Origin of the sequence: Hyphomicrobium nitrativorans NL23, assembly GCF_000503895.1 — a bacterium.
Taxonomy (GTDB): Bacteria; Pseudomonadota; Alphaproteobacteria; order Rhizobiales; family Hyphomicrobiaceae; genus Hyphomicrobium_C; species Hyphomicrobium_C nitrativorans.
Genome location: NC_022997.1, coordinates 46,715 through 72,426 on the forward strand (window position 1 = coordinate 46,715; position 25,712 = coordinate 72,426).

Annotated in this window: 27 protein-coding genes and 1 tRNA gene; 5 read left to right on the forward strand and 23 right to left on the reverse strand. The window is 62.9% G+C overall.

Annotated elements, in window-relative coordinates; genetic code table 11:
- Positions 1–18: 18 nt before the first annotated feature.
- From W911_RS00200 to bcsS, 4 genes are all read right to left on the reverse strand, one after another.
- Positions 19–3,132, reverse strand: a complete 3,114-nt coding sequence (locus tag W911_RS00200; protein WP_023785494.1) for an efflux RND transporter permease subunit — start codon at positions 3,130–3,132, stop codon at positions 19–21.
- Positions 3,129–4,388, reverse strand: coding sequence for an efflux RND transporter periplasmic adaptor subunit (locus tag W911_RS00205; protein ID WP_023785495.1), 1,260 nt, complete (start codon positions 4,386–4,388; stop codon positions 3,129–3,131). The genes W911_RS00200 and W911_RS00205 overlap by 4 nt, the downstream gene beginning before the upstream one ends.
- Complete coding sequence (locus tag W911_RS00210; RefSeq protein ID WP_023785496.1) at positions 4,385–5,059, reverse strand: TetR/AcrR family transcriptional regulator; 675 nt, start codon at positions 5,057–5,059, stop codon at positions 4,385–4,387. The genes W911_RS00205 and W911_RS00210 overlap by 4 nt, the downstream gene beginning before the upstream one ends.
- Positions 5,060–5,296: 237 nt before the next feature.
- Entirely contained in the window at positions 5,297–6,112 is an 816-nt protein-coding gene (bcsS, locus tag W911_RS00215) for a cellulose biosynthesis protein BcsS (protein WP_023785497.1), read from the reverse strand.
- Between the two features lie 641 nt (positions 6,113–6,753).
- Here bcsS and murA point away from each other — a divergent pair.
- Positions 6,754–8,046 (forward strand): UDP-N-acetylglucosamine 1-carboxyvinyltransferase, encoded by a 1,293-nt coding sequence (gene murA, locus W911_RS00225; protein WP_023785499.1) that lies wholly within the window; start codon positions 6,754–6,756, stop codon positions 8,044–8,046.
- Between the two features lie 161 nt (positions 8,047–8,207).
- Here murA and W911_RS00230 read toward each other — a convergent pair whose 3' ends face one another.
- From W911_RS00230 to W911_RS18965, 11 genes are all read right to left on the reverse strand, one after another.
- A complete protein-coding gene (locus W911_RS00230) occupies positions 8,208–8,714 on the reverse strand; it encodes a hypothetical protein (protein ID WP_023785500.1) in 507 nt (168 codons plus the stop codon).
- 432 nt (positions 8,715–9,146) lie between these two features.
- Positions 9,147–9,749, reverse strand: coding sequence for a hypothetical protein (locus W911_RS17005; protein ID WP_023785502.1), 603 nt, complete (start codon positions 9,747–9,749; stop codon positions 9,147–9,149).
- 58 nt (positions 9,750–9,807) lie between these two features.
- Complete coding sequence (locus W911_RS00245; RefSeq protein WP_158412809.1) at positions 9,808–10,647, reverse strand: helix-turn-helix domain-containing protein; 840 nt, start codon at positions 10,645–10,647, stop codon at positions 9,808–9,810.
- Between the two features lie 308 nt (positions 10,648–10,955).
- Positions 10,956–11,432: a P27 family phage terminase small subunit gene (locus tag W911_RS17010; protein ID WP_023785504.1), complete on the reverse strand. Its 477-nt coding sequence runs from the start codon at positions 11,430–11,432 to the stop codon at positions 10,956–10,958.
- 97 nt (positions 11,433–11,529) lie between these two features.
- Positions 11,530–11,871, reverse strand: a complete 342-nt coding sequence (locus tag W911_RS18960) for a helix-turn-helix domain-containing protein (RefSeq protein WP_425277595.1) — start codon at positions 11,869–11,871, stop codon at positions 11,530–11,532.
- Between the two features lie 73 nt (positions 11,872–11,944).
- Positions 11,945–13,168 carry a phage major capsid protein gene (locus W911_RS00255; RefSeq protein ID WP_158412810.1) on the reverse strand — a complete coding sequence of 408 codons (1,224 nt, stop codon included), beginning with the start codon at positions 13,166–13,168 and terminating at the stop codon, positions 11,945–11,947.
- 123 nt (positions 13,169–13,291) lie between these two features.
- Positions 13,292–13,693 (reverse strand): hypothetical protein, encoded by a 402-nt coding sequence (locus tag W911_RS18245; RefSeq protein ID WP_158412811.1) that lies wholly within the window; start codon positions 13,691–13,693, stop codon positions 13,292–13,294.
- Positions 13,690–13,899, reverse strand: a complete 210-nt coding sequence (locus W911_RS00260; RefSeq protein WP_023785507.1) for a hypothetical protein — start codon at positions 13,897–13,899, stop codon at positions 13,690–13,692. Before W911_RS00260 ends, W911_RS18245 begins: the two co-directional genes overlap by 4 nt.
- A gap of 303 nt (positions 13,900–14,202) precedes the next feature.
- Positions 14,203–16,080, reverse strand: a complete 1,878-nt coding sequence (locus tag W911_RS17015; RefSeq protein WP_051388485.1) for a bifunctional DNA primase/polymerase — start codon at positions 16,078–16,080, stop codon at positions 14,203–14,205.
- Positions 16,077–16,511 carry a hypothetical protein gene (locus tag W911_RS00270; RefSeq protein ID WP_023785509.1) on the reverse strand — a complete coding sequence of 145 codons (435 nt, stop codon included), beginning with the start codon at positions 16,509–16,511 and terminating at the stop codon, positions 16,077–16,079. The genes W911_RS17015 and W911_RS00270 overlap by 4 nt, the downstream gene beginning before the upstream one ends.
- A gap of 156 nt (positions 16,512–16,667) precedes the next feature.
- Positions 16,668–16,886 (reverse strand): helix-turn-helix domain-containing protein, encoded by a 219-nt coding sequence (locus tag W911_RS18965; RefSeq protein WP_081717581.1) that lies wholly within the window; start codon positions 16,884–16,886, stop codon positions 16,668–16,670.
- A 252-nt stretch (positions 16,887–17,138) separates the two neighbouring features.
- On the opposite strand from W911_RS18965, the gene W911_RS00275 reads away from it, so the two are divergent.
- Both W911_RS00275 and W911_RS00280 read left to right on the forward strand, forming a co-directional pair.
- A complete protein-coding gene (locus tag W911_RS00275; protein ID WP_041316077.1) occupies positions 17,139–17,390 on the forward strand; it encodes a hypothetical protein in 252 nt (83 codons plus the stop codon).
- Positions 17,375–18,487: a tyrosine-type recombinase/integrase gene (locus tag W911_RS00280; RefSeq protein ID WP_244438551.1), complete on the forward strand. Its 1,113-nt coding sequence runs from the start codon at positions 17,375–17,377 to the stop codon at positions 18,485–18,487. Before W911_RS00275 ends, W911_RS00280 begins: the two co-directional genes overlap by 16 nt.
- Before the next feature lie 46 nt (positions 18,488–18,533).
- Here W911_RS00280 and W911_RS00285 read toward each other — a convergent pair.
- The 3 genes from W911_RS00285 to W911_RS00295 all read right to left on the reverse strand — a co-directional run bounded on the left by W911_RS00285 (position 18,534) and on the right by W911_RS00295 (position 19,733).
- Positions 18,534–18,609, reverse strand: a tRNA-Phe gene (locus W911_RS00285).
- A gap of 95 nt (positions 18,610–18,704) precedes the next feature.
- A complete protein-coding gene (yacG, locus tag W911_RS00290; RefSeq protein ID WP_023785512.1) occupies positions 18,705–18,956 on the reverse strand; it encodes a DNA gyrase inhibitor YacG in 252 nt (83 codons plus the stop codon).
- A 30-nt stretch (positions 18,957–18,986) separates the two neighbouring features.
- Positions 18,987–19,733: a Maf family nucleotide pyrophosphatase gene (locus W911_RS00295; protein WP_041316785.1), complete on the reverse strand. Its 747-nt coding sequence runs from the start codon at positions 19,731–19,733 to the stop codon at positions 18,987–18,989.
- A 262-nt stretch (positions 19,734–19,995) separates the two neighbouring features.
- On the opposite strand from W911_RS00295, the gene W911_RS00300 reads away from it, so the two are divergent.
- Positions 19,996–20,691: a Crp/Fnr family transcriptional regulator gene (locus tag W911_RS00300; RefSeq protein WP_051388585.1), complete on the forward strand. Its 696-nt coding sequence runs from the start codon at positions 19,996–19,998 to the stop codon at positions 20,689–20,691.
- A gap of 31 nt (positions 20,692–20,722) precedes the next feature.
- Complete coding sequence (locus W911_RS00305) at positions 20,723–22,024, forward strand: adenylate/guanylate cyclase domain-containing protein (RefSeq protein ID WP_023785515.1); 1,302 nt, start codon at positions 20,723–20,725, stop codon at positions 22,022–22,024.
- A gap of 221 nt (positions 22,025–22,245) precedes the next feature.
- On the opposite strand, the gene W911_RS00310 is transcribed toward W911_RS00305, so the two are convergent.
- From W911_RS00310 to W911_RS00330, 5 genes are all read right to left on the reverse strand, one after another.
- Positions 22,246–22,638 (reverse strand): arsenate reductase/protein-tyrosine-phosphatase family protein, encoded by a 393-nt coding sequence (locus W911_RS00310; RefSeq protein ID WP_341872100.1) that lies wholly within the window; start codon positions 22,636–22,638, stop codon positions 22,246–22,248.
- Between the two features lie 72 nt (positions 22,639–22,710).
- Positions 22,711–23,217, reverse strand: a complete 507-nt coding sequence (locus W911_RS00315; RefSeq protein ID WP_023785516.1) for a UPF0262 family protein — start codon at positions 23,215–23,217, stop codon at positions 22,711–22,713.
- 5 nt (positions 23,218–23,222) lie between these two features.
- Positions 23,223–24,521, reverse strand: a complete 1,299-nt coding sequence (gene hisD, locus W911_RS00320) for a histidinol dehydrogenase (protein ID WP_023785517.1) — start codon at positions 24,519–24,521, stop codon at positions 23,223–23,225.
- Positions 24,522–24,684: 163 nt separating this feature from the next.
- On the reverse strand, positions 24,685–25,128 hold the full coding sequence (locus tag W911_RS00325; protein WP_023785518.1) for a DUF2948 family protein: 444 nt from the start codon (positions 25,126–25,128) through the stop codon (positions 24,685–24,687).
- Positions 25,129–25,221: 93 nt separating this feature from the next.
- On the reverse strand, positions 25,222–25,692 hold the full coding sequence (locus W911_RS00330; RefSeq protein ID WP_023785519.1) for a DUF992 domain-containing protein: 471 nt from the start codon (positions 25,690–25,692) through the stop codon (positions 25,222–25,224).
- Between the last annotated feature and the right edge of the window lie 20 nt (positions 25,693–25,712).

Genomic DNA, 25,712 nt, shown 5'->3' on the forward strand with positions numbered 1-25,712 from the left:
GCTCGATCGGATGCGCTGTTACTCCGCGGCTGCGGGGCGTGGCGATGTGGGCGGCGATGCCGATGGATTGTCGCCTGGTTCGTCGCGGGGACCGACGAAGCGGCCGAAGAAGCGCCAGATCCACTGACCCACATCGTCCATAAGGACGAACACCGCCGGCACGAACACGAGGCTCAAGACCGTCGACGAGAGAAGACCGCCGATCACCGCGATCGCCATCGGGGCGCGGAACTCGCCGCCTGAATCGAGCGCGAGTGCCGAGGGCAGCATGCCTGCCGCCATGGCAATGGTCGTCATAATGATTGGACGCGCGCGCTTGCGGCCGGCATCGACGATGGCCTCGCGCCGTTCCGTGCCGCGGCGCATTTCCTCGATGCCGAAGTCCACGAGCAGGATCGCGTTTTTCGTCACGATCCCCATCAGCATCAACACGCCGATCACGACCGGAAGGCTGATGGTGTTGCCCGTGAGCGCGAGGCCGACAATCGCACCACCGATGGAGAGCGGCAGAGAGAACAGAATGGTGATCGGTTGCAGGAAGCTCGCGAACAGGAGCACGAGCACCGCGTAAACCATCATGAGACCCGCGGCCATGGCTGCCCCGAAGCTCTCGAACACTTCGCCCATGATCTCGGCCGCGCCGAACTCGCGGATCTCGACGCCCGGCGGAAGATCCTGCGCCGCCGGCAACGCCATCACGGCCTTCACCGCGTCTCCCAGCGGCGTGCCGGGCACGAGGTCGGCGCCAAGCACGATACGGCGCGTGCGGTCGTAACGGTCGATGGCGGTCGGGCTCTGGCCGTAGCTGAACGTCGCCACCGCAGAGAGCGGCACAGCGCCGCCCGAGGCCGTTGCCACCTTCAGCTCTTCGAGAAGCTGGCGATTTTCGCGCGCGCTTTCGCGCAGCTGCACGCGGATCGGAACCTGACGGTCGGCCACGTCGAACTTGGCGAGGTTTGCGCCGATGTCGCCGATGGTGGCGATGCGAACAGCCTCAGAGATCGCTTCGGTGGTGATGCCAAGCTCGGCCGCAAGCTCGGAGCGCGGATAAATGCGCAGCTCCGGCCGGTCCAGCTCGGCGGTGGACACGACGTTGGTAAGCTGGTTCAGACGCTTCGCCTCGCTCGTCAGTTCGGCCGCGATGCGCGTCACGGCGTCGCCGTCCCGTCCCGTCACGACGAGTTGGAGTTCACGCTGGCCATCGTCCTGCAGGAAGAAGTAGCGGATGTCGGGGAGGCCCGCGAGATTGCGGCTCAATTCCTCGCGGATATCGCCTTGCGAGAGCGCGCGCTCTTTGCGCGGAACGAGCGTGATGATGAGCGTCGCCTTGCGCACTTCCTCACCGCCGCCCAGCAGCGTGCCGCCGAGCGCGAACGCGCTCTCGACGTCCGGCCGCTCGCTGACGCGGCGCGCGATCTCGTCCAGCGTACGCTCCGTATCCGCGAGGCGCGAACCAGGCGGGAGCTCGACGCCGAGCAACATGCGGCCCGAATCCTCGGTGGGCATGAATCCGGACGGCAGAAGGAAAAAGCTGCCGATGGAGCCCGCGAACACCATGAGGCCGAGCATGACCGTCATGACATAGTGGCGAACGGACCAGCGCACGAGGCGCGTGTAGGTTCGGAGAATCCAGCCTTCCTTCTCGGCGTGGGCGCTCGGACGCATGAAGTAGGCGGTCATCATCGGTGTGATGAGACGCGCGACGAGCAACGAGAAGAAGACCGCCGCGGATACGACGAGACCGAACTGCTTGAAGTACTGGCCGGCGATGCCGCCCATGAACGACACGGGCGTGAAGACGGCGATGATGGTGAGTGTCGTAGCGATAACCGCAAGGCCGATCTCGTCCGCGCCTTCGAGGGACGCGCGCCAGGCGGATTTCCCTTGATGGATGTGCCGGTCGATGTTCTCGATCTCGACGATGGCGTCGTCGACGAGAATGCCGGTCACGATCGTGACGGCGAGGAGGCTCACGAGATTGAGCGAAAAGTCCATCACCGACATGGCCCAGAACGCCGGCACGATGGAGAGCGGCAGCGCAACGGCTGCGATGACGGTCGCGCGCAAATCGCGCAGGAACAGGAATACCACGATGACGGCCAGCACAGCGCCTTCGAGCAGCGTCTTCATGGTCGCTTCGTAAACGCCCATCGTGTAGTCGACGGTGTTGTCGATGCGTTGAATGGCGACGTCGGGATAGCGGGTCTCGATCTCCTTCAAGCGCTCGGCCACCGCGGCGGCAACCACGGTGTCGCTCGCGCCCTTCGCACGGCTGACCGAGAACGCGACGATGAATTCTCCATCGAGCTTGGCGAACGTGCGCGGCTCCGCAATCGAATCCGTCACCGTTCCGAGTTGGTCGAGCCGCACCTTTCTGCCGCCGGGAAGCGCGACCATCGTGGCGGCCAGCTCGCTCACGGTTACCTTGCTTGCGAGCGTACGGATCGCCTGCTCGCGGCCCGCAATCTCGCCGCGGCCTCCGGCAAGATTGACGTTCGACGCACGAACCTGTGCGTTCACATCTCCCGCCGTGACGCCGAATGACAGCAGGCGGTCGGGATCGAGATCGATACGGATCTCACGCTCGACGCCGCCCATGCGGCGCACTTCCGAAACGCCGGGCACACCCTGCAACAGGCGCGACACCGTATCGTCCACGAACCAGGAGAGTTCCTCCGGCGTCATGCCCGGCGCGCGCGCCGCGTAGGTGACGATGGGGAGGCCTTCCAGCTCGACGCGCGTCACGACCGGCTCTTCTATCGTGCGCGGCAGGTCGGTCTTGATGCGCTGGACGGCATCCTTCACATCATTCAGGGCGCGATCCGAGTCGATCTCCAGGCGAAATTCGATGCTGGTCAGCGACGCGCCTTCGGTGACGGTCGAGGTGATGTGCTTCACGCCATTGACGCCGGAGACGGCATCTTCGACACGCTTCGTGACCTGGGTCTCAAGCTCGGTCGGCGCCGCGCCCGCCTGATAGATGCGGATCTGGATGAGCGGAACGTCGATGTTTGGGAAGCGCGTGACGGGCAGCGCCTGGAACGCCTGCATTCCCAGCACCATCAGCACCAGGAACAGAACGATCGAGGGCACCGGATTTCGGATCGCCCACGCCGAGACGTTGAGGTTCATCGGCCGGCCTCACTGAGCTTGCCCGGCGTTGCCTCGTCCGGTTTCAAGGGACGGACAGCGTCGCCGTCGCGCAGGAAGGTTCCGGACTTCTGGACAACCAGCTCGCCTTCTGCAACGCCGCTTTCGATGCCGATCATGCCCGCCGTTTCATGGCCCGTCTTGACGTTGCGGGTGGCGATCTCTCCGTCCACGACGACCTGCACGGTCGGGCCGTCGTCGGTGTAGAGCACAGCCGAGAGCGGGACGGCGACCGCGCTTCCGGCGCCTGTCTCGATGATGCCGCGCCCGAAGGCGCCGATCTTGATGTCGTCCCTATCGCCGAGGAAAATGCGGACGTTGCCGAGGCGTGTCGCTTTGTCGACTTCGGGCGAGACGAGGCGGACGGTGCCCGTGACCTCGATCCCGCCGGACGCCCGGATGCGCGCCTGCTGACCCGGCTTCACCTTCCAGAGGTGTGTCTCGACGACCTCGGCTTCGAGCTCGATCTCGCCGTTCTCGATCAAGCGAAACATCGTGTCGCCGCCGGTGAGAGCGCTTGCGGTGGCGATGCCGCCGACGCGGCCGCTGCGACGGCTCACGACACCATCGGTCGGCGCGCGCACTTCCGCGTTGGAGTGCCGCCAATCCAGCTCCCGCCGCTGCGCTTGGATCTGCGCCTTTTCCGCTTCTGCCTGAGCGAGTGCGCTCTTGGCCGATGCGAGTTGGGCCTCCGCCGTTTTTGCAAGCGCGATGCGCTGATCGAAGACGCTTTCGGACAGGTGTTTGGACTTCACGAGCGGGCGGGCGCGCTCAAGCTGCGCTTCGGCTTCCGCGACGCGCGCCTCCTGCTCGGCAATCAGGCTCTGCGACCGCGCAATGGCGGCGGTGGCGCTTGCGAGCGCTGCGTCGTTGGCGGCGATTTGCGCGTCGATCTGCTCCGTCACGAGCACGGCCAGCACATCGCCTTTTTTCACGCGGTCGCCAACCTCGGCGCGGATTTCGAGCACGCGCATGCCGTCGACTTCCGGCGCCACGAGGATTTCCTCGCGCGCGGCGAAGGAGCCGGTCACCAGGACGCTGTCGACGAAATCCGCGCGCCTCGCGTACACGACGGAGACGACCGGAACCGGCGGGCCGGACTTCGGCGCTTCGGCTTTTTCTTCAGTCTCGTGTTTGGCCGCGAGCGTTTCGAGATAGGGGGCGACGAGGCCTGATTGATACGCGGCGACAGCGAGGCCGCCGAGTCCCAGAAGAATAATGAGAAGGCGCTTTTTCATTGGGCAGCCTCCGCACGAGCACGCGCGGCCTTTTTCGCGGGCTTGGCGGGGGGCGGGCGCACCGCCTCTTTTGCCGGATCCACAGGCTTCAACAACTCACTCACCATGCGAACAAGCACCGGCAGAACCTCTTGGGCATTAAACTCGGGGTGGACGGCGCGACGCCAGAACAGGCCGTCGCCGATCAGGGACACAACTTCGGCCAGCAGACGGGGATCGTCTTCTGCCGCGATCCGGCCGCTTTCGCGGGCCTTTGCGAAGACCTGCTCGAAGCTTTGACGGCAAAACGTGTCGACCGTGCGATAGATCTCGCCAACGGCGGGGTTCCGCGTCGCTTCGCAGCCGATCTCCACGCAAAGGACGCGCTTATAGTGCGGCTCTTCCAGCGTGTAGTGCTCGCCAAGCCTGCTCAGCGCGGTGAGCAGATCCGGCGCATCCGGCAGATCGGCGAGCTTCGCTGCAAGTTTCGCCCGGTCACGCTCCGTGATCCCCGCGATGAGGTCTTCTTTCGAGGCGAAGTGGACGTAGAGCCCGCCGGGGCTGATGCCGGCTTCCTTGCAGATGTGCTGCATGGTGGTGCGGTGGAAGCCTGAGCGCGCGAAACAGCGCTCGGCGGCATCGAGGATGCTCTCGCGGCGCTGGCGCAGGGTCTCGGGCTTGAGCTTTGGCATAACGCTTTCTCGATCAGGACGCAGCCTTAAGGCTGCTCGGGCGCGGGCGCTGTTCCCTTGGAAACAAAACGAACGGTCATTTTGTTTGTGGTGACAAATTGCGGCTTCGTCAAGGCGAGGCCCTCGCGTCCGCGCGCCGCGGCAACGCTTTGGTTGCCAACGTGTTTTCAAGTCTCTTTGATGAGGAATTTCAGGCGTTTCACGCCGATTGGGATTGGATAGAGACGGGCTATCGCCTCAGAACTGGGTCAGCCAATTGACCGTCGCGTAGGGCGAGATTTCAGTTTTTCCGTCGCGGGAAAACTTATCGCCGAGCGCGCCGACGGACAGCGAAAGTTCCCCGCGCTCAAGCTCATAGCGCACGAAACCGCCGGCGCGTCCGTAATCCATCAGGCGCGTTTCCCGGTCATAGGCGGACTTGCAGCCGGACGCGCTGGAAACGTCCATACGGCATTGGCCCTGCGCATCGACGTTGACCGCGGCTTCGACGCCGAGCGAAAGCCTGGGCCAGATGCGATAGCCGGTACGGGCGCGCGCGGAGGCGGTGTCGTGCGCCGAGGAGAACGACATATCGAGCGAGCCCCAGCCGCGCTCACCCATGTTCAGCCACAGCTCCAGCACGCCTTTCAGGCCGATTTCGTCGCCTATAACCACCGTTTCGGTGTCGGCGGGCGAGATGTCGTGGCCGATGATGGAGGGACCGACGAAAGCTTTGGCCGTCAACTCGCCGAAGCGCATGAGGTAGCCGACCAGGATCTCGGCGTAATGGGTCTTGGCGTGGAACGTCGCTTCCCGGTCGCGGGGGTCCAGGGCGGGGTCGGACGAGGGAACCCGATCCGAATACGTGTACTCGCCATATCCGCCGGACGCGCGCAGCTTCAGCCCTTCCTCGTGCATCCGGCTCCACGGGGACGACGTCACGCCAGAATAGAGCAACCAGACGTTGGACGACGCATCCGCGCCCGTCCACACCTGCCATTCCCTCGGTTTTTCAGTGAGTTCCACGTCCGATGCGAGGCTATTGCAGGTGGCGAAAAGCGCCGAAAGTCCCACGAGCCCAGCGCCGAGGTGCCGGCTTCCACTGACGCGACGACCTGGCTGACGCGAGACCGACATAACGCACACACGAGCACAACATGGTTAAGTGCTCAGCAAGACAGTTAACTAAATGAGTGTCAACGAAGATCGTCAGTCCACTGCATATTATCTATTTAAGGTTGAGGCCTGCGGCGCGGCTATCAATCTGAGATTGCAGATCACCTCTCGTTCGCCCCCTGCCCGCTTGGCATCGCCTTGCGCGCGCGATAGCTAGAAACCCATCCGATGCCGATCATCCGAGCGCTCGCTTCATGACGTCCAAAGATCCCCGCGCGCCGTCGCATTCCGCCGCGAAAAAGGAGGAGCGGCTGGCCAAGGCGCTGCGAGACAACCTTGCGCGCCGCAAAGCGCTTCAGCGCGCCAAGCGAACGCACGACGACGCTCCTTCCGAAACATCTACCGCCTCGTCTCCGGCCCCCGCTCGAAAGGACGAACCCCACGCGTAGGCGGGCCGCGCCCAGGAGCCGTTCCCTGCCCTTTCCGTTGCGCTTCGGGCCCCGGAGCGATTAATCATCTCGTCACACATCGGCGAAGCACTCCACTGGTCCGCAGCCGGACACTCGCCGCCCACCCTGCACAAAGGCTCCGAGCACCTCATGGACCGAATTAAGATCGTTGGCGGCGAGCGCCTCAAGGGGTCGATCCCGATCTCGGGCGCGAAGAACGCGGCGCTGCCGCTGATGATCGCGACGCTTCTCACCGAGGACCGGCTCACGCTCAAAAACGTGCCGAACCTCGCGGACGTGAACCTCCTCGCCCGCATCCTGCGCAACCACGGCGTGGACCTTGCCGTCGACGGAAAGCGGGTCGGTGGCACGTCGCACCTCGGCGAAACCTTCCACCTCACGGCGCGCGATATCTCGGATACGATGGCGCCCTACGATCTGGTGTCACGGATGCGCGCGAGTTTCTGGGTTCTGGGTCCGCTGCTCGCCAGGATGGGCGAAGCAAAGGTGTCGCTCCCCGGCGGATGCGCCATCGGAACGCGGCCCGTAGACCTTCATCTCACCGGCCTCAAGGCGCTTGGCGCAGACATCGAGATCGACGGCGGCTATGTGATCGCGCGGGCACCCAAGGGCCTCAGAGGCGGGCACGTGATCTTCCCGAAAGTGTCGGTGGGCGCGACCCACAACGTGCTTCTGGCCGCCGCGCTCGCGAAGGGCGAGACACTGATCGAGAACGCCGCGCGCGAGCCGGAAGTGGGCGACGTGGCGGCCTGCCTCGTGAAGATGGGCGCTGTCATCGAGGGCATCGGGACCTCCACGCTGCGCATCCAAGGCAAACCGAGGCTCGAAGGCGCGGTGCACGCTGTGCTGCCCGACCGCATCGAGACGGGGACGTTCGCCTTCGCCGTCGCGGCGACGGGGGGCGACGTGGTGCTGGAAGGCACGCGGCGGGACCTGCTCACGACGGCGCTCGACACTCTGGCCGAGACCGGCGCGACCGTGACGGACACCGACAACGGAATCCGCATCACGCGCAACGGAGACGGCATCGTCCCGATCGACGTGGAAACACAGCCGTTCCCCGGCTTCCCGACCGATCTGCAGGCGCAGTTCATGGCCCTGATGACGCGCGCGAAGGGCACCAGCGTGATCCGCGAGACGATCTTCGAGAACCGCTTCATGCATGTGCAGGAGCTGGCCCGCCTCGGCGCGGACATCAAGCTACACGGCGACACGGCAACCATTCGCGGGGTCAAGAGCCTGCGCGGTGCGCCGGTCATGGCGACGGATTTGCGCGCGTCCGTCTCGCTCGTGATCGCTGGGCTGATGGCCGAAGGCGAGACGCTCATCAACCGCGTCTATCATCTCGACCGCGGGTTCGAGCGGCTGGAGCAGAAGCTCTCGGCGTGCGGTGCGCAGATCGAACGGTTGTCGGCCGGATAAAGGCACCATGCGGCCGGTAGCGCGCACTTCGATGTGCGGCTCGGCCGCGTGAGATTTAGAGATGGGCCTGAAAAGGCGATGGTGCCCAGGGCCGAGGCACCTAAACCCCATGTTTTCAATCACTTAAGTCGCAGGTTTACATTTGGCCACGCCGTGAAGATTCAAGGCTTTACCCCTGCCGGTGTAAACCCTGCCCTCGCGTCGTCGGCCGCCTCAAACACGCGACGCGTGATCTCTGCCAAGTCGAGCACGATGAACCCGCTCGAGGTGACGCCAATGTCGGCGCGCGCGAAGCCCTGGCCGGGATGCGGATGCGCGTCGGCTGTCAGCCGATAGGACAGCGCCCCCATATCAACTGAGCGGCTGAATTCGATGTGCGAGCGACCGCTGGCCGGATCGAACGCGAACAGCGCCGGATAAGCATCACGCGGCCGGCTGAAGTCCGCCATGACGCGGTTGACCAGGCGCACGCGCTCCACGCGGGACGGGCACATGCGTTCGAGGTCGGACGCAATGAGAAGTTCGATCGCCTTTACAGCCGTCACATGCTGTTCGGGCGCGCCGGCGTGGCTCTCGTCAAAGGCTTTAACATTTAGGTAGGCTGAAAGCTCAGCCGGCGAGCGCTGCGTGAGCTTTGCGAGCTTCGAAAGGGGAATGCGTTCGGCCATGGGCGATCTCCGCTTGTTGATGCGGAGAGGCTGGCCGAACGCATGTTGTCGCGCAAATTTTGATACGAAACTACGCCCGAAGCCCTCTAATCGCGGCATCCAAATCGTCAGTAGGAAGTGGTGGCGGGCAGTTCTTTAAACCTCTGAGAGGTCGCTTTGCTTTCGCTATTTTCGGGCCCGCGGCCAGGAGAAACGCCCCTGCGATCAACGGCGAGACAACAAGGGAAAGTACGCACCAATCAGCGCCGCTCCTGTTAAACCGATTGCGAGCCCCTACACCGACTGCAATCGAGAGCAAAACCCATCCGATTATCAAATCCATGTCGCACCCTTCAAGAATGATCTAATTCGCTTGGCGGCCATCGGGCCGACCCGAAATTTTCGACCGATCGCGTCCGGCAACCTCTTTCAAACATTTTAGGGCTCTGTATTTCACGACGCTCGCCCGATATGTCCTTCAATGATGCCAGACCGATCGATCAAGCACCGGATCGTGTAGTTCAGCTCAACACCAACGTTATTCTTCGCAGTGAAGGAGGAAAAAACCGTCGTGCGCCCGTTGGGGTGTTCGGCCACGGCTGTATCAAGAAAGCGTGAGAAGCTAACTGTGCTTGGCCGGACGGCGCGAGACTTCGCATAGTCCTCACAGAACTGAACCGCCGCGCTTTGATCGACGTGAACGGGCGCCGAAAGTGGAGCGGTAGCTTTCATGCTCAATTCATCGAAATGAACGGTTACGGTATCGAACCCCTCGCCGCACAGGACGAAAAACACCGGCCGATTCGCTGCTTTCGATCGCGTGACGGACTTCGCAGCCGTGCCGGCGTGAATAACATCGCGGCATCGAGCATCCTCGCGGTGCAGGCGATTCACCGCGGCGATTATCAGGCGCTTATGATTCTTTGTGCCTGCATCCCAATAGAAGTCCGCCTCCGTGAACTTTTGCTGCGCAGCGCTCGCAGCGGACACGTTGACAATTTGTGACGCGATCACCGAGACAGCGATAAGCCCGAAACGACCCCAAAAATAAGCCATTGTCCGCCCTCCGAAATAATCAGATACCGGACGGATTCGGTTAACGAAAGGTTACTGACTATCGGAGCTGCACCAACGTCCCTGCCGCACTCGTCGCGAGATTAACGGCGCCGAGCCCGGCCAACGCGTGAAGCGCCCGATGCGCAGACGACTTCGACAACCCAAGCCGTTCGCCAAGCTCGTCTAGTGGCCCCTCGAGCTGGCCGCCTGCGCTCTTGATCTTCGCTAGCACATCGTCTAGGGCGCGCGAGCGCTTACGTCCTACCGTCTTTCGATCGTCTTGCGGAGCTTCGGGAGCATCGGCCATGGCCGGAGCGGCTGCTACCTCCGGCACCGGCTTAGGTTCAACGGCAGGCGCGGACTTGGCCGGCTCTGCCTTCGCCGCAGCGCCGGGAAGCGCCCCAACGACGATCAGCGAAGCCGCGGCGCCAAGCTCGAAAAAGATGACCGAGAGCAGCACAAGCCAGGGCGACAGCTTCGCTGGCTCTACCTCATAGCCGAGCGCAGCCGCATAGCTGGCCATGGATGCTGCGGTCGGATCGGCCACGGTTGCCGTGGCGCCGGCGGCCATGACGCGCTCGGCGTCGGCGCGATCGGCCTCGAGTTTCGCTTTGCGCTCGGCGCGTGCCGCTTCGGTCTTACGGTTGCCCCGCGGTGCCGCCGCCAACGTCGCAAGCTCGACATTCGCCACCTTCGCCTTGTCTCGTGCGATTGCGTACGCGTCCGCTTCGGCGCCGCGCGTGGCGGCTGCAACGTCGCGGGCGCCACTAACAAAGCCGAGTGAGCTGACAGTCGCATAGGCAAAACAGCAAGCGGCCAATGCTAGAGCCACTAAGCCCCGCACAAACTGCCACCGGCCGAAGGCGTTGAAAGCGGCTGCGAGTGCGATCGGCGTCATGATTGCGCCGGCAATGGAGGCAATCGCGAGGATTAATGCGGCGATCTCTGAGCTTCGGGCACCAAGTGCCCAACCGTGAAGCGAGTTTTGCGCCGCGGCGCATAGGATGAAGGTTGCGGCTGCACAATAGCCGAGACAGCGCGTTCCGCGCCCGTTAGACTCCCGAAGCATGGGTCACTCCTATTACAGGTAGGGTTGGCTCTAGGCCCGCCGAGCTGTTAGCGCAGCGCGACGGGCCGCTTCATTTAAAGCGGTATACCGTTTCGAAATAACTTACTTTCTCAACCTTGTATGGCCACAGGTTGAATTTAATTCTTACGGGGCAGTCCGCCTAGTAGGCCGGCAAACCTCCCGCCAAATGGCGTCTCGCCGCGTTTCGGAACGTTTAAGCGCGCGCCGGGGTGCAGCCCCAAAAGACCGGCTGTCCTATGAAGGGTATCGACGGCAATCTTCCACGTCTTGACGGCCGGGTTGCTGGTCCGACCTCGCGCCGTTTCAACCGTTATCCCGAGGTCGGCAATGGCTTCCTGCGACGTGCAGAGCATCCCCCAGGCGAGAGCATGGGCTGCTAGCACGCCTTCGTGCGCGGCGCTGATCAGCCCAGGCGGCATAATCGAGAGCACGCGGTCCCATTCCGCGGAGGCCACGGGGTTTGCAGCGACAACGGGCGGCTTTTGCGGGGGCAAATCGACAATGATTTCGTCGTCAGCGATCGGGCGCTTGCCCGGATTACCTTCTAACAACCGGATCACGTTGCTTTTAGGCTTCCTGCCTACTTTAGCCATTAAAATCACCTTTTAGAAAACTTCCGCGTTTCGCGAATTTGAAAATGCGACCCCATGCGGCGGTCCCCAAGGGCAAACGCGTGAAAGTTTTTTCCTTTTATTTTCGGGTTAGTTGCGTCGCGCGTCTCCGCGGCCTCGGTTCGCTCGGCGGAAAGAGCACCGCAGTCACGTGCGACGTGATGACATCACGGACCTTCGGGGGAAGGCCGGGAACGGATGCTAATGCGAGCGCGATAGCATCCGGAGAGACCGGACCAGAGCTGCGGTTGATCTCGAATGCCAACACATCGGCATGGCGATAGCGAACATGGCGGCCGACCATCACGTATCGAGGCCCGCCGCCGTGTCGCCGCATAAAGCCGAGATGCCCAACTGATACGCGAAGGTGCCTCGCGACTTCAGCGGGCTTGAGCATTACGCCCTCAGTGAGACGCAGCATCGGATGAAAGGCCGGATCGACCTCAAGATTTTTTGGAACATTGAGCACGATCCGGCCCCTTCCGACACGCCGCTTACGAGGCGGCGATCTTCAGCAGCTTGATAGCCGCGTAGTCCTGCACACCGCCGCCAACGCGCTTCGTGGTGTAGAACAGGACGTAAGGCTTCGTTGAATACGGATCGCGAAGAACGCGAATGCCCGTGCGGTCTACGATCAGATAGCCCCGCTCGAAGTCACCGAACGCAATCGGCGTCGCGTCCGCTTCGATCGACGGCATATTTTCATCAATCACTACCGGGCGGCCAAGGAGCGTTGCGGGCTGACCAACTTGGATAGACGGTTGCCAGAGGTAGTTTTCGTTATCATCCTTCAGCTTCGCAACCGTTGCGGCAGTCGAGCTGTTCATCAGCCAGCTCGCGTTCGCCCGGTACGTTGCTTTGAGCGAAAAATACAAATCGTAGAGGGCGTCCACGCCGTTGTGCGTGCTGTCGGACAACGCCGCGGCAACGCCGCTCACGCGGAAGCCGATTTTGCCCCATGCCCAAGACGGGTCCGCGACCTTAGGGACGGAAAGGAAGCCTTTCGGCTGCTTGATGCCGGTGCCGTGAACGAAAGCCGTATCTTCCATTTCCGAAAACGCCGTCGCGATCTCAAGACTAAGCTCAGCAGCAACATCTGCGAAGGCGTCGTCGATAAGCGTCTGCGTCACGGCCGGCATCGCCTGAAGTTCCCATACGGGGAATTCCAGCTCGGACAGTTTCATTCCCGGCGTCTGATTGCGCGCCTCGCGCTCGCCTACCCATGTCGCAGTGGGACCATTGAGGCTCACGCACTTGACGTACGCGCTCGTGTCAGTGGTGACGACGCGCGCGATGGAACGCATCGGCGTCGCGTCACGGGCGAGGCGGGCGATGCTCTGTTCAACCGTGCGAGGAACGAGGTAGCCGCCATCAGGCTTATTGTCGGTGCCCATCGACGCGCGGATGCCGCGACCAAAAGCTGCGAAGGCTTCACGTTCGGAGCGAGCATCGCCGCTCAGAATGTCACCGCAGCCCGTGCGCCCACCGATCTGCTCGATACGGCTGCGCTCGCGGCTTTCGTCTTCGAGTGCCTTGAGCCGTCCACCGAAGTCGTCGCGAAAGGTGCTAATCGTCGAGGTCAGTCCGTCCAGAGACGCGCGCACGTCCGAGCCGGCGGCGTTAGCGAAAATGCGCGCGTCATGGGCGCGCGCGGGAATGGAAATCGGTTTCATCGATATCTCTTTCAAAAATAAATCTTTCGGCGCGAAATGCGCCACGCGCTCATGATCGCCCAGCGCGCGCAGAACGCAAAAAAATGCAGCGGGCCGTTTAGATTCGGCACCGCTGCACTCAGCACAGCAAAATCAAAAGGAAGTTCGATGCCCACTCGGGCATTACAATTATGCCCGAAAATCGAGCGGCACCAAATCGTGGCGCCAACTGAGACGTTTTGCGTCGCTTATCCTTTTCACGACGGCACGATACGCCCGCCCCTCGAGTTCCTCTCGCCGCCGGTCACCGCCAGGTGCTCGAAAGACCCAGTAAACATGCGCCCAGCCAAGGGAGGCGGAACCCATGCGATGATCGATGTTCTCGCTGCGCACGTCGTCGGGTGGGAGCCAGCATCTATCCCAATATCCGAGATCAATTCGCGCACAGACGGATACGCGCTTGGCGGTGGCTTCAATCGCGAAACCCGGTCCGTCACCACCGCGGCGCGTCTCCACCAGCAGCCAAGGCAACCGAACGCGGCGGTCAACGAGGTGAGCGGCGCGCTCCCGCAAGCGATCCCAGGGCGTCATGCTGCACCGCCAATCGCGAACACCACGGGCACGAGCTGCCCGCGTACGCGCTCGACGCCGACGAAGAGCTGGCGCCGGCCCGTTTTGATGATGCGCCCCACGATGCCAGGGGCGGGGAGGTTTTCGGCCATGGTCACGAGGCCGTCGAGATCGACGCGCTGTTCGCGGGTCTTCGTCTTAAATTTCTTCGAGATAGGCTTGGTCATCGGTTTGCTCCGTTGTTCATCTGCGATGTACACACGGTGCCGCAACACGATTAAAAAAGCGCAAACGCCATCGCCCGCTTCCGAAAATCCGGTTGCGGGGGCGAACAACGCATAAAATATACGTAGAGTTCTTACCGCCGAGTTAATGACGCATATTTTATGCGTAAGCTTTTCGAACCGCGCTGCGCATAAAAAATATGTCGTTCGGCCAGGCTGAAGGTTCTTGGACAGGAGCGGGACACGGACATCCATCTCCTAGAGATGGATGGATGTCCGTCCGGATGTCCGGCGGACACGGACACGCTAAAATCCGGACATGTCCGGGATGTCCGGGCCTCGCTTGTAGAGCCTTCCCCCCTCTAGAACGTAGGCGGTGGCCAATGCTTTCTTGAGAGCGCGATCCCAAGCCTTCCTACGGCTGTCCGGTTTTCCAGATCGTGCCGCCTTAAATGCAGCTTCAACGGCCGCCGCTTCTCCGGAAGGCACTTTCGCCAGGGCATCTTCAAAGTCCCGTCCGCTCTGGACGCTCGTGAAGCCATCTTCGGGGGCGGCGGCCGTGCCATTCGGCCGCGCCAGCTCACGGACAAAGCATGACGTGATCGGCTGCCCGTCCTTCTTGGTGCCAACCTGAACTATGGGGAGTTCTGCCCAGCCTAGGCGGCATTCCGCAGCGTCACGGCACTTTTCGAGGAACACTTCGCCGTTCTTGCGAAGCTCAATCACGAAATCGGCGTTAGCTCTTAGTGCCGACGAACCGCGCAACCTTTCCGGCCCATGACCAAAGTGATGCGTCGCAAGGCAAGTCGCACCAATTGTCTGGCTGACTGAGTGCATGATCTTGGTGGCGCGCGTTACCTCCGTTGAGGCGTCTTCGTCACGCAATGTGAACGCCTGTCCGAAGGTATCGAAGACGACGAGGCCGAGCGGGACACCGAACTCGCGGCGCATGTCCGCGTCCACTTGCCGTAAATCGGCAATGAAGGCTTCCAAGCCGGCGGAACTCATGACGTCGATCGCACCCTTCGTGAACTTCAGGGGAAGTTGCCTCGCAGCCCTACTGTCCAAGCCGAAGGCGTGCACTGCCGCCGCTTTAACGCGATGCGTGATCGAGTAGCTACCTTCCGCGGCAACGATGTAGGTTCCAAACCCCGCTTCGATCTTGCGCCCGTAGAAGGGACGCTGCATCGCGCCGCTCAGTGCCAAGTGAACGAGTTGGAAGGTCTTACCCGCGCCCGACTTGCCGCCGAGAAACCCGATTCCGCCGCGCTGGATCGTCTCATCAACAAGCCAGTCGATTTCCGCATCTAAAGGCTCGTCGCCAACCCAATACGATAGGGAGCGCGAATTTTCCGGTTTCGGAAGCTCGACTGCGCAGAACCCGGCCGCGGGATTGTCGCGGCCGGCGGGCACTTGTCCATAGCGATAAGCGTTCGCGACAACGGTCTCTAGTTCATCGGCCGGCCATTCCGGCAAGCATCGAAGGTTGTAGTGCTCCCACATGAGATCAAAACATACGGGCTCTGAAACGCCGCGATCCTTCACCTGGCACGCGACCTTGAACGTCATCTCGTTACCGCCGGAACCCTCCACAGCCGCCGGCGCGGCGTCTTTGAGATAGGCTGTCGCTGCCTCTATCGACGCGGGCGTGTCTAGTTCGCCCAACGTCTTCGGTGCTTCCGCAGACTTTCGATGCGCCGCCACAAGCCGCTCTAAGAGCCAAGCCGGACATTCCGCAACGGGTGCATCGCGCTCGAGTAGGTACTCCCGACCCTTGAAGGTCGAGCCCACGCCCATGACGTAGCTTTTCGGACCTGTCTTTATGTCAACGCCTTGTCCAAGCTTATCAGTTCCGCCCGATAGATCGGCGCCGGCCGGCGCGCGCAAGTACAGGTGAAGCCCGCCGTTCGGCGTTCTCACTGTGTAGGTAGCAGGCAACGGCGGGTGGCCCTTAAGGGTCTCCAAACCCTCGCGGTGTGCGTCTACGTCCACGACCACAAGACGGTCAGTGCGAACGCCGATGTTGGTGCGAGCCTCAATGAAGGTGTCGAACGCTTCGGCGGGATCGGCAATCGCCCCTCCGTTGGCCCAATCCCGCTGGGGTTTGTCTTTCGATCCGTGCCGGATGCGGAACACAGGATCGCCGTTGCGGGCGTGCCGAACGGCTGTGGACACGAGGCTCATTGCACAGCCACCGGCACACCAAGCATGTCCCAAAGGACGCTGCCGTTTCCGCTTTCATGCATCGCCTCGAGATACCGCCACCAGCCTTCTGGCGAGTGCCGCGTGAAGGTGCTTCGGCCGCGCTCACCATAGAGCAGTAGCGGGGACGAAACCGGCCCGAACCATCGTTCTAAGCATCCATCGCGGTAGCGAATGGCGACAATCGCGGCAGGGTATCGCGACCATCCCTCAGGGACAGCGCTTTCCCCCTGCCGAAAGAGAACGCCCCGATACTCGCACGGCAGAGCCTCACGGACATGCCACTCGCAGCCGTGGCGGCCGTAGTACCAAAGATCACGATGCGCACCTTCGGCGGCGTCATATTCCGCCCAGTATGCGACGGGATCGGCACGCTTTAGAGCGGCGCTAAGGCCGATAGCTTCTTTGAACATCACACTTCCCTTCAAAAACTCGCGAAAGGAAGCGCGTCGCAAAATTGACTTTCGGGGTGAAAGTCACGACTATGTGGGGGTCAGCCATTTCCATTCGCCGTTAAAATTATCAGACAAAAAGAGCCCGTCCGGTTGCCAGCCGGCGGGCTTTGCCGTTTACGCGGCTCGATTAAGTTCGGCCGAAGACCCGAATGTGTTGGCGGCCATCCACTCCCTAAGTTCCGCCACGGGGTACAAATAGCGCCCGTGTACGGCGAGGAACTTCGGCCCTACGCCTTTATCGCGCCAACGTTTAAGGGTCTTCGGAGTGCGATTTAGCAACCGACCCGCCTTGTCAGGGGTCAAACAGACGTTTTCCATCTTAAGTCTCCACATAAAGTGCCGCGTCGTCGCCTTTGGGGACAAAGCGAGACATGGCGGGATGGAAACTTAAAATGGGATGCGCTGCAAATTTCGGTTCCAAGTTGGACGTTATGCGACTTTTAGAATGCTCAGCAATGCTGAGCATTCTAATGCCAAAATCTGAATAAGAAGTTTATCGCGCGGCGCGCGGGTTTACAGAATGCGATTTTGGCGATTTGTGTTGCGATGATATTTTTTAGGCTCGTTATTTATCGAGCCACCGCAATGACCCGCCACGAAAAGCCCAGCGCCGTTTTACCGTCCTCGATGCCGTTACTGCTGTGCTCGCGGGTGCAAGCTGCGGCGTTGCTCAATGTTGCTCCAACCACCTTCGACAAGCTGCGCAAGAGCAATGCCCTGTTGCGGCCGGTCCAGATCGGTTCGCGCCCGCTCTGGCCGCTTAAGAATCTCATGGCGTTCGTGGACGAGCTTATTGACGGGGGCTTGGGTTCGGAAGACCCTTGGGCGACACCATGAGCACCGGGGCAGGTATGGCCGTCGCGCGTTATCGGTATGTACAAGAGCTAACCGACCGTCACGGCCATAAACGGCTCTATTATCGGCGGAAAGGCTATCCGCGCGCCACGCTTCGCGGGCCCATCGGAAGCGCCGAGTTCATAGCCGACTACGACGCCGCCTCGAGAAAATCGACCGAGGCGCCCGGTTCGCACACCCGACCGGCGCAAGGGACGTGGCGATGGCTGTGTTGTGCCTACCTTTCTTCAGTTGAGTTCAACGCGCTCGACCCGAGTACCCAGCGCGTGCGAAGGCGCGCCCTTGAGCTAACTTGGGATGAGCCGGCACCGAACAACGCGGCGATCACGTACGCACAATGCCCGGTTGAGCGGCTAGACGCTCGCTTGATCCGGGTGCTTCGCGACCGAAAAGCCGACGCGCCTGAGGCGGCCAATGGGCGGCTCAAGGCCATTCGCGCCGTGTTTTCGTGGGCGTGTGAAGCCGATCAGACAGCGGGCAACCCTGCACGCGAAGTGAAGTTTCTAAAGTCGAAGAAACAGGGCGGCTTTCACGCGTGGGATGATACCGAGATCGCCAAGTTCGAAGACCGCCACCCGATCGGAAGCAAGGCGCGGCTCGCGCTAGCGTTGCTGCTCTACACCGGCCAGCGGCGTTCCGACGTTGTGACTTTCGGCCGTCAGCATGTGAAGGCGGGATGGCTACACTTCGTCCAGCATAAGAACCGTAACCGCAACCCCGTCACGCTTCAGCTTCCGATCTTGCCTGAGTTGCAGAGCATCATCGAACAGAGCCCCACTGGCGATCTTACCTATCTCGTCACCGAGTTCGGCAAGCCGTTCACGAACAATGGCTTCGGTAACTGGTTTGGCGACCGTTGCCGGGAGGCGGGACTAACCGACTGTAGCGCCCATGGCTTGCGTAAGGCATCCGCCCGGCGCCTCGCGGAATGGGGCGCAACGACTGAGCAGATCAAAGCGTGGTGCGGCTGGCGGACTGCTAAAGAGGCCGACCGATACTTGCGAGAAGTGAACCAACGGAAGCTGGCAGGAAGCGTCGCCAGGCTTGTCTCGAAGGGCAAAACCGGAACGGAAATGTAAACCCGCCTGTAAACCCGGCGCCTAACTTACTGTGTTTTCTGGAAAGTGGTGCCCAGGGCCGGAATCGAACCAGCGACACTGCGATTTTCAGTCGCATGCTCTACCAACTGAGCTACCTGGGCGTCGCTTGCGGGGCACTGACGGCCGCCGAAGCTCGCGCTTTATAGGGGGTCGTCTCGGCGCTGTCCAGCCTCGTTCGAGGGCGTTCCGCCAAATGTCAGGCGTCCTCGTCCGGGCCCCGTCCGCGGTCGAGTTGGCCGGCGGCAGCGGCCTCGCTGTCGGCCCCGTCTTCGTCGGCATCGGCGTGGCCGCCGGAGATCACATACGCCCCGGAGACCCAACGGCCGAGGTCGATATCCGCGCAGCGCGACGAGCAGAACGGGCGGACGGCATGGACCGTGGGCTTGCCGCAAATGGGGCACTTGCCGCCGGTGGCCGCCGTCTTCGGCTTTTCGTCTGACGCGCTCATGATCCGATCCTCGGAGCTGCCTGGCGATCGCTACTCAGCGTCGAGGTCGGCGGCCCGCAGCCAGTTGAAATGAACCGGGAAGCCCTCACCGATCAGAAGGCTCACCACCTCCGTGAGCGGGAGCCCCACGACATTCGTGTAAGAGCCCGTGATCTTGCGCACGAAGCAGCCTGCGAGGCCTTGAATCGCGTATGCGCCCGCCTTGCCGCGCCATTCGCGCGAGGCGATGTAGGCTTCGATCTCGGGCTTCGCCAAATGTTTGAAGCGCACGCGTGTGCTGACGATCTTCGTGCGCACCTTGTCGTCCGGCGTGATGAGGCAGACGCCCGTCAGCACCCGATGCGAGCGCCCCGACAGCCGCTCAAGGGTCGCGACCGCCTCCTCGATATGCTCGGGTTTGCCGAAGATCCTGCGACCCACGGAAACCACCGTGTCCGCGGCCAGGATGTAGGCGCCCGCAATGTCCGTATCGTTGGCGATCTGATCGCGCGCCGTCTCAGCTTTCGAGCGGGCGAGGCGGGCCGCCAGCGACCGCGGCATCTCGCCCAGACGCGCCGTCTCGTCGATGCTGGCGGGGCGAAGCGCATCCGGCTCGATGCCGGCCTGGGCAAGAAGCGTCAGCCGCCGCGGGCTCGCGCTCGCGAGTACGAGCTTCGGCGTGCCCGGAGCGCCGCCGTCACGCGCAAGCTCGCGGGCAAGCTCCCGGCGCAGCGTTTCACGCCGCGGGCTGTCGGTGCGCCTGAACGAGGAGAGAAAGCCAGCTTTCACGGAGCTCATGTCGGTTTGCCAAAGTGTTGGAGCCGAGAGACACGCCCTACTGAACACGACCTGGCCGGACACGATCATTGCTCCGATCCGACGGCCCCGAACGATCGACGGCGGGCCGAACGGCGCTCCACCGGTACAGGAGTGCGAACGGGTCACGGGCCCGGAAATCGCGTGCGGAGAATGCAGAGAGCGCCCCCGAAAAGCAAGAAGCTCGTTGCCAATCCCGTCGGTTCCCGCGAAAATCCGTGCGCATCCCATGACCGGAGGCTCGATGAGCGCCAAGGCCCCCCTTCTCGACATGCTTGGGCAAACGCCCCTGTTCGGCGCTCTCGAAGAGGCCGACCGCAAGGCCGTGGCGCAGGAGATGCGCGAAGCCTCGTTCGGCAGCGGACAATCGATTTTCGCACGCGGCGACGAGGGGCGCGACATCTACCTCGTCACGACCGGCCGCGTACGGCTCTCGGTGCTGACGGCCGAAGGACGTGAGCTTTCCTTCGCACACGCCGAGCCCGGCCACGTCTTCGGCGAGATCGCCGTTCTCGACGGGGGCGTCCGGACGGCTGACGCGACGGCCGTGACGAAAGTCAGCGCCTCTACGCTCTCGAAAGGCGCCCTTATGCGGCTCATCAACGAGCGCGCAATCGTGCGCGAAGCGGTCATTCGCTTTCTGTGCCGGCGCGTGCGCGAAGCGGACCACCAGCTCGAAGGCATTGCGCTCTATCCGATCGAAGTCAGGCTCGCGCGCTTCTTTCTGGCCACGGCGCGGCAGAAGGGCGATGCCGAGACCGGCGCGAAAGTGATCATCGATCTCCCGATCTCGCAAAGCGAGCTGGCGCTTCTGATCGGCGCCAGCCGGCCGAAAGTGAACGCGGCACTCGCGCTGCTCGAAGACGGCGGCGCCATCGCGCGCAAGGACACGCGCTTTACCTGCGATATCGACGAGCTCGAAGCGATTTCCGGCTCTTGAGGCCCGTCTTTTTGGGAGCCTTCCAGCCGCAATGGATCACACCCCGGCATCGGCTGAGACACGCACCGGCGTCTCCGGCCGCGTGATCGCCTGGCTCAAGGCATCGCGCCCAACTTCCGCACTCGGGCCGTGGCTGACGCGACTGGTCGAAGCCGGAACGCAGGGCTATCCGCCGGAGACGAAGCGGCGGCTCAAGATCCTGAACATGATCGCCTACCTGATCGTGCTCACGACGCTTGTCTACGCGATCCAGCAAACGTTTCTCGACTACGCGCGCTATTGGCCGATCATCCACATCAACCTCGCCATCATCGCGGTCATGCTGGCCGTGCCGTTCATGCACCGCTTCGGCCCCGTGGCGGCGGCACTGCTGATCCTGGTGACGGAATGCGCCGCGCTGCTCGCGTTCACGTCCTTTCTCGGGCGCGAATCCGGGTTGCATGTTCAGTATGTCGCCTTCTCGGCCGCGGCGTTCGTCGTCTACGGCCTGCACCGGACGTGGCTGATCTTTTCTTCGATCGCGGTCGCGCTGGTGCTGCACATCCTCGCCTGGTTCTGGTTTCCGAGCACCGCAGCCCTCATCGCAACCGAGCAGGACGTGCTCGATTCGATGTACATTCAGGCTGCGGTCACAACCTTCGGCATCATCGCCGCGGCGGTCTATTACGCGTTTCGGTTGGCCGAGAACGCCAAGGCCGAAACCGACGCGCTGTTGCGCAACATCCTCCCCGACACGGTCGTCGAACGGCTCAAGGCGAAGCCCGCGGAGCCCGTCGCCGACACGTTCCCGGAAGCTTCGATCCTGTTCGCGGACATCACGGGGTTCGTCCCGCTCGCGCGCAAGCTCGGCGCTACAGATACTGTGGCGCTCCTGAACACGCTGGTTTCGCGCTTCGACGAGCTTGCCGAGCGCCATGGCGTGGAAAAGATCAAGACCATCGGCGATGCCTATATGGTGGCGGCGGGCGTTCCCGAACCCGTGCCCAAGTCCGCGGAGCGTCTTGCCCGCATGGCGCTTTCCATGCACGCCGCCGTCGCGGCGCTGCGGGCCGAGACGGGCCACGCGCTCGACATGCGGATGGGGCTCGCGACGGGGCCGGTGATGGCGGGCGTGATCGGGCGGCGGAAATTCAGCTACGATATCTGGGGCGATGCCGTGAACCTCGCAGCCCGGCTCGAAACCGCCTCCCTACCCGGCCGCATCCACATCTGCCCCGTGACGCACGAGAGGCTTGCAGACGCGTTCGACACCGAGCCGCGCGGGGCGATGGAGATCAAGGGCGTCGGGACGCAGAGCACATGGTTTCTCGTTGGACCACGCTCGTCCATCTAGTGCACGTTTCCCATCGCGGGACCACCACCGGGATCGGCGCAGGTCGACAACACTTGCGCCTCTTGTCATCCCGGCCGGAGCGGAGCAGAGAGCCGGGATCCAGCGCGAGCAAGTCGAAGACGCGATATTTCGCGATAGAAGCTTTTCCTGGGTCCCGGCGCGGCGCTCCTGCTGTCGCAGTCGCTGGGCCGGGATGACAGGTTGCACAAGCGCGCCGACGGCTACACGGATGGGCCGCCGCCCGTTTTGACGAAGCGCTGTTTGATCCGCCGGAACAGCGTGTCGCGCACACCGCGATAGCGCGCCAGCAGTTCCTCACGGCTGACGTCTTCCGCGACAGCCGTCGCGTCCGGCGTCGGCCAATATTCGACATCGGCCGGCATGACGCGCGTGAGTTCCACACCGTGGTGATGGGCTTCCGGCGAGAGCGTCACGACGAGATCGAATACCTCGCCCTCGATGCTGTCGAGACCGACCGGCTCATGCTCGGAGATGTCGATACCGATCTCGTCCAGCACAGCCACGGCATAGGGATCTGGCTGGCCAGCACGCACGCCCGCCGACGCAACCCGTACGCGATCTCCCATCAGATGCTGCAGTATGGCGGCCGCCATTGGGCTCCGGACGCGTTCGCGGCGCACGCGAACAACACAGCCTGGGGCCCCTCGCCCTCCTCCGACACGGGGTCACCCTTTCCAATGCAAAGCCGCGATGAGGGTGAACAACCGCCGCGAGGTGTCGACGTCGATTTTAATCTTGCCTTCGAGCCGCTCCATGAGCACGCGGCTCCCTTCGTCATGCAGCCCGCGCCGGCCCATGTCGATGGCCTGGATACGGGAAGGCTGAGCGGTGCGGATCGCCTGATAGTAGCTGTCCAGAACCAGGAAGTAGTCCTTCATGATACGCTTGAACGGCGTCAGCGAGAGGAAATGAGCAACGATCGGCTCGTCCGACGGCTTGTCGGCGCTGAATACGGTAAAGGCGAGGCGATCGTCGACGATGCCGATCGAAAGCTTGTACGGGCCTTCGTCGCGACCTTCGAGCGCGAATGCGTTGCCGTCGAGCAGATCATAGATCGCGACCTCGCGCTCGTGCTCGATGTTGGCGTTGCCGCGCCCGATCGAAGCGGAGTCGAGCGTGATCTCGCTCAAGCGGTCGTTGGTCGCGACAGTCTCCGACGATGCCTGCTCCATGACCGTTACCCTTTCTCCGAAAGACGGATTTCGACAGAGCGCCGATGGGCTTCGAGGCCTTCGGCCGCAGCCAATGTCATCGCGGCCGGGGCAAGCTTGCCAAGCGAGCTTGCGTCGAGTTTCAGGATCGACGTGCGCTTTACGAAATCCAGGACGCCGAGCCCGGAGGAAAAGCGCGCGCTACGCGCCGTCGGCAACACGTGATTGGAGCCGGACACGTAATCGCCGATCACTTCAGGCGTGTAGGCGCCCAGGAAGAGAGCGCCCGCGTTGCGGATGCGGCTGCCCAGTTCGTCGGGATCGCGGGTCGCGATTTCGAGATGCTCGGCGGCGATGCGATCCGCGAGGGGCGGCGCCTCGTCCAAGGACTTCAGAAGAATGATGGCACCGAAGTCGCGCCAGCTCGCGCTCGCGATGTCGCGCTTGGGCAGCGTTTCGAGCTGCCGCTCGACCGCCTTCTCAACGGCCTTCGCGAACGCCTCGTCGTCGGTCATCAGGATGGACTGAGCGGCGGTATCGTGCTCGGCCTGCGCCAGCAGGTCGGCCGCGATCCAATCGGGATCGTTGTCCTTGTCGGCGATGACCAGCACCTCGGAGGGGCCCGCGATGCTGTCGATCCCGACGGTACCGAACACCTGCCGCTTGGCCGCGGCCACATACGCGTTGCCGGGGCCGACGATCTTGGCGACGGGGCGGATAGTCTCCGTACCGTAGGCGAGGGCTGCGATGCTCTGCGCCCCGCCGACGCGATAGATCTCCTCGACGCCTGCGAGGCGTGCGGCTGCCAGCACGAGCGGGTTCAACTCGCCGCGCGGCGACGGCACCACGATGACGAGACGCTCGACGCCCGCCACCTTGGCGGGCACCGCGTTCATAAGAACCGAACTCGGATAGGAAGCGAGGCCGCCGGGCACGTAGAGGCCCGCCGATTCGACCGGCGTCCAGCGGTGGCCGAGCGTGACGCCCAGCGCATCCTGATAGATCTCGTTCTCGGGCAGGTGGCGGCCGTGGTGATCCCTGATCCTATCGCGGGCGAAGGACAGGGCTTCGAGCGTATCCGGCTTGCAGGCTTTGACGGCAGCGTCGACCTCGTCCGCTGTGACGCGGATGCCGAGCGTTGCGAGATCGACGGAATCGAACTTCTGCGAGAGATCGATCAGTGCCGCGTCACCGCGCGCCTTCACGTCCGCGAGAATATTGCGAACGGCGAGGTCCACGTCCGCGGACGCCTCGCGCTTGGTGGCAAGGAAAGCGTCGAATGCAGGCGCAAATCCGGAGTCGGATGTCTTGAGCCACACGGGCATGTCTGGGTTGCTCCAGTTTGGCGCCTGACTGGTCCCCCCGAGGCGCTCCGAGTTTGGGCCGTTATAAGCGACGCAAGCCCTCGGTGAAAGCGCGGATGCACCTTCACGGTTTCCGATTTCCGTCAGGCGATTGGCATTGTTTATGGGGTGCTTTAAAAAGCGGCTATTCGCCGGCGTGCTCGGGCTTACGGCGAGTGGCCCAAGCGGCGCCGAGATCGTTCAAGGCCGCTTCCAGACATTCGACTTCGAGGCGTACGGCGCCTCCGCCCGCAAACGTCAGGGTGACGGCCCCGTGCGGAGCTTCTCCGGGCTCGAATGTCAGCGTCAGAAGCGACAACACACGCTCCTTGTCGGTCAAGTCGATCCCGGACACCTTGGCGCCCTGCACGTGCTCGATTCGCACGCCGGTCTGACGTCGAATGTAGCGCTGAGTCTTGCCCTCCGAACGGACGGCGTGATCCCAATCGAACCGATTGACGACCACGGCGAACCTGCGGTCGGCCTTTAGATAGGCCATGTCTCCGACCCGCAGCACCGCATCCTGCAGGTGGGCTGCGATGACGGCGAGATCCTCGTCGTCGAGGGCCAGGAGCTTCAGGTCCGCCATCGTGATGCGCTTCCGGGTTCGATGCTGCCGCTCCCGCGAGTGATAGCGGGGGCGGCAGAGCTACGCAACCAATGTGCCGAAGGTGTCCCGCTCTCAGCGGAGCGTCATCTCCGCGACGCCGACAGCAAGGTTAAGGCCGGTCTGGCCTTCGACGCTGACGGGCTGCAGCACGACGCTGTTTCTCGACCCCCCAACAAGAACGTTTGCCCCGCCGCCGACGCCGACAGCCACGTCCGCGCTTGCACCGACGTAGTTGCCTTCAAGAGCACGATCGTCGAGCTTGTCGGACGAGGCAAGCACCGTCCAGACGATGGTAGCACTTTCCGTAACACCAAGATCGATGCCGATCCGCGTGACGGACGCCTCGTACTTTTCCGACAGCTTGCCGGATGCCGACACATAGCGGCAGGCGTAGGTTTTCTGCGAGCCGAGAACGAGGCCGATGCCCTCGCCCCCTCGGCACGTGAGCGTGCCTGCGGTGATCTTGGCCTGCCCCAGCGCAGGCGCGGCAGAGGCGACGAGAGCGCCTACAAGAGAAGCGGCGATAAACCCGGATGTCTTCACGCGTTGTCTCCATGTCCGTA

What these genes read in the sequence shown, in the direction of transcription:
- W911_RS00200 (WP_023785494.1), bottom strand. Translation starts at nt 3,132, where the DNA reads ATGAACCTCAACGTCTCGGCGTGGGCGATCCGAAATCCGGTGCCCTCG.
- W911_RS00205 (WP_023785495.1), bottom strand. Translation starts at nt 4,388, where the DNA reads ATGAAAAAGCGCCTTCTCATTATTCTTCTGGGACTCGGCGGCCTCGCT.
- W911_RS00210 (WP_023785496.1), bottom strand. Translation starts at nt 5,059, where the DNA reads ATGCCAAAGCTCAAGCCCGAGACCCTGCGCCAGCGCCGCGAGAGCATC.
- murA (WP_023785499.1), top strand. Translation starts at nt 6,754, where the DNA reads ATGGACCGAATTAAGATCGTTGGCGGCGAGCGCCTCAAGGGGTCGATC.
- W911_RS00230 (WP_023785500.1), bottom strand. Translation starts at nt 8,714, where the DNA reads ATGGCCGAACGCATTCCCCTTTCGAAGCTCGCAAAGCTCACGCAGCGC.
- W911_RS17005 (WP_023785502.1), bottom strand. Translation starts at nt 9,749, where the DNA reads ATGGCTTATTTTTGGGGTCGTTTCGGGCTTATCGCTGTCTCGGTGATC.
- W911_RS00245 (WP_158412809.1), bottom strand. Translation starts at nt 10,647, where the DNA reads ATGACGCCGATCGCACTCGCAGCCGCTTTCAACGCCTTCGGCCGGTGG.
- W911_RS17010 (WP_023785504.1), bottom strand. Translation starts at nt 11,432, where the DNA reads ATGGCTAAAGTAGGCAGGAAGCCTAAAAGCAACGTGATCCGGTTGTTA.
- W911_RS18960 (WP_425277595.1), bottom strand. Translation starts at nt 11,871, where the DNA reads ATGCTGCGTCTCACTGAGGGCGTAATGCTCAAGCCCGCTGAAGTCGCG.
- W911_RS18245 (WP_158412811.1), bottom strand. Translation starts at nt 13,693, where the DNA reads ATGACGCCCTGGGATCGCTTGCGGGAGCGCGCCGCTCACCTCGTTGAC.
- W911_RS00260 (WP_023785507.1), bottom strand. Translation starts at nt 13,899, where the DNA reads ATGACCAAGCCTATCTCGAAGAAATTTAAGACGAAGACCCGCGAACAG.
- W911_RS17015 (WP_051388485.1), bottom strand. Translation starts at nt 16,080, where the DNA reads ATGAGCCTCGTGTCCACAGCCGTTCGGCACGCCCGCAACGGCGATCCT.
- W911_RS00270 (WP_023785509.1), bottom strand. Translation starts at nt 16,511, where the DNA reads ATGTTCAAAGAAGCTATCGGCCTTAGCGCCGCTCTAAAGCGTGCCGAT.
- W911_RS18965 (WP_081717581.1), bottom strand. Translation starts at nt 16,886, where the DNA reads ATGTGGAGACTTAAGATGGAAAACGTCTGTTTGACCCCTGACAAGGCG.
- W911_RS00275 (WP_041316077.1), top strand. Translation starts at nt 17,139, where the DNA reads ATGACCCGCCACGAAAAGCCCAGCGCCGTTTTACCGTCCTCGATGCCG.
- yacG (WP_023785512.1), bottom strand. Translation starts at nt 18,956, where the DNA reads ATGAGCGCGTCAGACGAAAAGCCGAAGACGGCGGCCACCGGCGGCAAG.
- W911_RS00295 (WP_041316785.1), bottom strand. Translation starts at nt 19,733, where the DNA reads ATGAGCTCCGTGAAAGCTGGCTTTCTCTCCTCGTTCAGGCGCACCGAC.
- W911_RS00300 (WP_051388585.1), top strand. Translation starts at nt 19,996, where the DNA reads ATGAGCGCCAAGGCCCCCCTTCTCGACATGCTTGGGCAAACGCCCCTG.
- W911_RS00305 (WP_023785515.1), top strand. Translation starts at nt 20,723, where the DNA reads ATGGATCACACCCCGGCATCGGCTGAGACACGCACCGGCGTCTCCGGC.
- W911_RS00310 (WP_341872100.1), bottom strand. Translation starts at nt 22,638, where the DNA reads ATGGCGGCCGCCATACTGCAGCATCTGATGGGAGATCGCGTACGGGTT.
- W911_RS00315 (WP_023785516.1), bottom strand. Translation starts at nt 23,217, where the DNA reads ATGGAGCAGGCATCGTCGGAGACTGTCGCGACCAACGACCGCTTGAGC.
- hisD (WP_023785517.1), bottom strand. Translation starts at nt 24,521, where the DNA reads ATGCCCGTGTGGCTCAAGACATCCGACTCCGGATTTGCGCCTGCATTC.
- W911_RS00325 (WP_023785518.1), bottom strand. Translation starts at nt 25,128, where the DNA reads ATGGCGGACCTGAAGCTCCTGGCCCTCGACGACGAGGATCTCGCCGTC.